A 3,192-nucleotide genomic window follows, 5' to 3' on the forward strand; every position below is an offset into this window, starting at 1 on the left:
AAAAATAAGCTGTTTATCGATAATGTTTAATTATATAAATGCGTTGGGCTAAATGAGACTTAGTATTAAGAAAAGGTTTGTTTTTATTAATGAAATTTATCTTTTCTTAAAAGAAAAATTTTCAAATATTAAAAAAACTTGGTGATTTAAGCGACTAATTTCAAGTCTAAAACAAAGTTTCATAACATTAATCAGAACGCAAAATTTGTAAATAAGTACTGCTGCTAGAGTTTTAGGAAAAAGCATCAGCGGTGTAATGAAAGACGAAGTTTTAATATTAATATTTTTTACAGCTGTATCAATATGTTTTCTCTTCGTTTTTACTTTTAACACGAGGATTTTTTGTTTTTAATGATCGGAATTTGCAATACTTTAAATATGCTGTCTTAATTGATGTTAATGATTTATGCAGTATCTGTTTTAATTAGTGATGAACGTCAAAAAATTTTATAGATTTATGGAAATTTATTTTTTGTAGTGTAAAATATTATTACAAACAATAAAGGAATATTACCATGAGCGGTGAAAAGACTGAACAACCCACAGACAAACGTCTAAGGGATGCAAGAGAGCAGGGCGATATCGCCAAAAGTCAGGAGGTTGTTTCAGCCGCCACCGTTATTGCAGTTGTCTTCTTTTTTATTGCAAATGCCGATAATATTTTTAAAAAGCTCTTATCTACAACTGATTATGTTTTCTCAAACTCAATTACTATGCCCTATGATGAGGCTTTAAGATTGATTGGAGCTGCAGTAATCGATTGTTCAATAGGTATTGTTTTACCGATTGTCGCTGCTGTTTTATGCGCTGCGTTAGTAGCTCTTTTATCGCAAACCGGATTTCTTTTTGCACCCAAAGGTGCTATTCCGAAGTTAGAAAATTTATCTCCTGCAAAATGGTTTAAACAGGTCTTTTCAGTTAAAAATCTTATTGAATTTATAAAAAATATTATTAAGGTTACGGTATTGAGCGTAGCTGTTTACATGGCGGCAAAAAATTCGTTCCGTGAGTTTTTTAAGATTCAGAATTCAAACATCGGATCAGTATGGGAACTTAGTGCAGTTTTATTAAAAGATTTAACAATATATGCCATTGTCGCTTTTTCAATCCTTGCTGCAATTGATTTTGTTTATACCAAGTTCAAATACACAAAAGATCACATGATGTCGCCTGATGAGGTTAAACAGGAATATAAGGAAATGGAAGGCGACCCCCAGATAAAATCAAAACGTCGTCAGCTGCATCAGGAAATGGCGAATCAATCAACTTTAGCCAATACCCGTAAGGCTAAAGTCCTTATAACCAACCCTACGCATTATGCCGTTGCAATTGACTATGAAGAAGGAAGAACAAAATTACCGGTTATTTTAGCTAAAGGCCAGGGTGATTTAGCCAAGCGCATGATAGCTATTGCAAAAGAAGAGCATATTCCTATTATGCGCCAGCCTCCTCTAGCCCGAGCGCTGTTTGCCGAAGGCTCAGAAGAACAATATGTTCCGTCTGATTTGCTTGTTCAAGTCGCTGAAGTACTTCGTTTTATAGACAAAATGAGGACTAATTGATGCGTGCTTATCCGTTGTCTTCTTTAGTTTCGTTGCGCGAGAGGCGAGTAGATGAGGCGCAGAACGCATTAAGATTAAGCATCTCACGTTTAGAAGAGGCGCGTTTAAGCTTAAAGCGAAAAGAACAAGAACTTTCTGATTATAAAGTTTGGAAGAAAGAGGAAATCAACCGTCGATATGACGAATTAATCGGTAAGGTAAAGAAACAGGAGGAGATTTCAAAATTTAATCATGAACTGGTTTCTTTAAATATCAAGGAGTTTGATCTTCAAACGGAAATTGAACAGCTTGCAAAAGATCTTGAAAATGCGCAAAAAGCATACGAAAAAGCCGTACAGGTCGTAAATTCAGTACAAAAAGACCTGGCTAAGCTTGAAAAGCATCGGGAAATTTGGCAATTTCAAGAAAAAAGATATGAAGAATATTTAGCAGATCAGGAGCTTGATGATTTTAAGGTAAAAAAATCTCAAGACTTTTAACAATAATTTAAGAGGTAATGGATCATGAGTAACGTTGAGGCAGTTGGAGGTTCTTCTCCTATCAGTTCAGCAGTTGCAGGTGGACTGAATTCAGGAAGTATTCAATTTATATTTGCGCAGCTGCAAATTGAACTTGGTATTGCTAATAAAGAGGCTGCTTTAGATAAAATTAAGTATATTAGAGAACAGCAGGAAGAATCAAAGCGCTTAACTGATGCTATTAACTCATTACGTGATATTAAGTCACTTATGGGAGATGATGAGCTTGATATTGATAAGGTCGGTAATTTAAATGTCGAAGATATTGACGCAGAAATTCAACAAACAAATGAGTTTCTTTCTTCGGCAAAAGAGCTTAGAGATCAAGCTGCTTTAGGAGCAAAAGGAGGTTCGTATCTGGTATTTTCTCAACTTTTGGGAAACGATTTAACGGATGCACAAAAGATTAACATGGCCGGCTCAGTAGAAGCATTTGATGCAGGGAAAAAGCAAGCACAAGAAAATGCGAAAAATGCACGCGGAGAGTATGAGTCTACAATGATGCCCGCGGATATGGAGAATTATTTTAAATCACAAAAAATAGACTATGCTGATTATGGCGTGTCTGCAAGACAAAATGAGAAAGAGTGGAACGAAGCTATAAAGAACTTGGAAGGTCGCGTTGCAATGCTTACTCTTTCATCTGTTTGTGAGCAATATGGTTTGGAAATGCCGTCAGGAGATAAGCTTAAGACTGAAAGAATTGATACTATCATAGCTCAACTTGAGTCAATTCAAGAAGAAACAGGATCTGACATTCAGCAGCAGATGGTGTTTATTCAGGATTATATGGGTCAGTATAATTCTTATACTCAAGGAGCAAGTTCTGCAATATCCAAAGCTTCTGATGTACTATCTTCAATTGTTACTGGCCGCTAATTTTGGGGGACAAGAAAAATGGTTCAAGGTGTAAATTTAAATAACGTTAAAGAGATTAATTCAGGTTCTTTATTAAGCTCTAATGCCAGTATTCAATTGATCTTTGCGCAATTGCAAATGGAACTTAGCGCTGTTAATAAAGAAGCAGCAATGGAAAAAATTAATTCAATCCGTGATTCTCCCGACTTTAGAAGCATAAATCTCTAGTTTTCCCTGTTCTACTCTCATTTCCC

Annotated in this window: 4 protein-coding genes; all 4 read left to right on the forward strand. The window is 35.5% G+C overall.

The features are described from left to right. Nucleotides 1–515 precede the first annotated feature (515 nt). The 4 genes from sctU to QZ019_RS09535 are packed head-to-tail and all read left to right on the forward strand — an operon-like array spanning nucleotide 516 to nucleotide 3,166. Nucleotides 516–1,562 (forward strand): type III secretion system export apparatus subunit SctU, encoded by a 1,047-nt coding sequence (sctU, locus tag QZ019_RS09520; RefSeq protein ID WP_294565838.1) that lies wholly within the window; start codon nucleotides 516–518, stop codon nucleotides 1,560–1,562. Continuing rightward, nucleotides 1,562–2,041, forward strand: coding sequence for a YscO family type III secretion system apparatus protein (locus QZ019_RS09525; RefSeq protein WP_294565841.1), 480 nt, complete (start codon nucleotides 1,562–1,564; stop codon nucleotides 2,039–2,041). The genes sctU and QZ019_RS09525 overlap by 1 nt, the downstream gene beginning before the upstream one ends. A 24-nt stretch (nucleotides 2,042–2,065) precedes the next feature. Continuing rightward, complete coding sequence (locus tag QZ019_RS09530) at nucleotides 2,066–2,959, forward strand: hypothetical protein (protein WP_009143402.1); 894 nt, start codon at nucleotides 2,066–2,068, stop codon at nucleotides 2,957–2,959. 18 nt (nucleotides 2,960–2,977) lie between these two features. After that, on the forward strand, nucleotides 2,978–3,166 hold the full coding sequence (locus tag QZ019_RS09535; RefSeq protein ID WP_295484558.1) for a hypothetical protein: 189 nt from the start codon (nucleotides 2,978–2,980) through the stop codon (nucleotides 3,164–3,166). Nucleotides 3,167–3,192 lie beyond the last annotated feature (26 nt).

This window comes from uncultured Succinatimonas sp., assembly GCF_905203285.1.
Classification (GTDB): domain Bacteria; phylum Pseudomonadota; class Gammaproteobacteria; order Enterobacterales; family Succinivibrionaceae; genus Succinatimonas.

What these genes read in the sequence shown, in the direction of transcription:
- sctU (WP_294565838.1), top strand. Translation starts at nt 516, where the DNA reads ATGAGCGGTGAAAAGACTGAACAACCCACAGACAAACGTCTAAGGGAT.
- QZ019_RS09525 (WP_294565841.1), top strand. Translation starts at nt 1,562, where the DNA reads ATGCGTGCTTATCCGTTGTCTTCTTTAGTTTCGTTGCGCGAGAGGCGA.
- QZ019_RS09530 (WP_009143402.1), top strand. Translation starts at nt 2,066, where the DNA reads ATGAGTAACGTTGAGGCAGTTGGAGGTTCTTCTCCTATCAGTTCAGCA.
- QZ019_RS09535 (WP_295484558.1), top strand. Translation starts at nt 2,978, where the DNA reads ATGGTTCAAGGTGTAAATTTAAATAACGTTAAAGAGATTAATTCAGGT.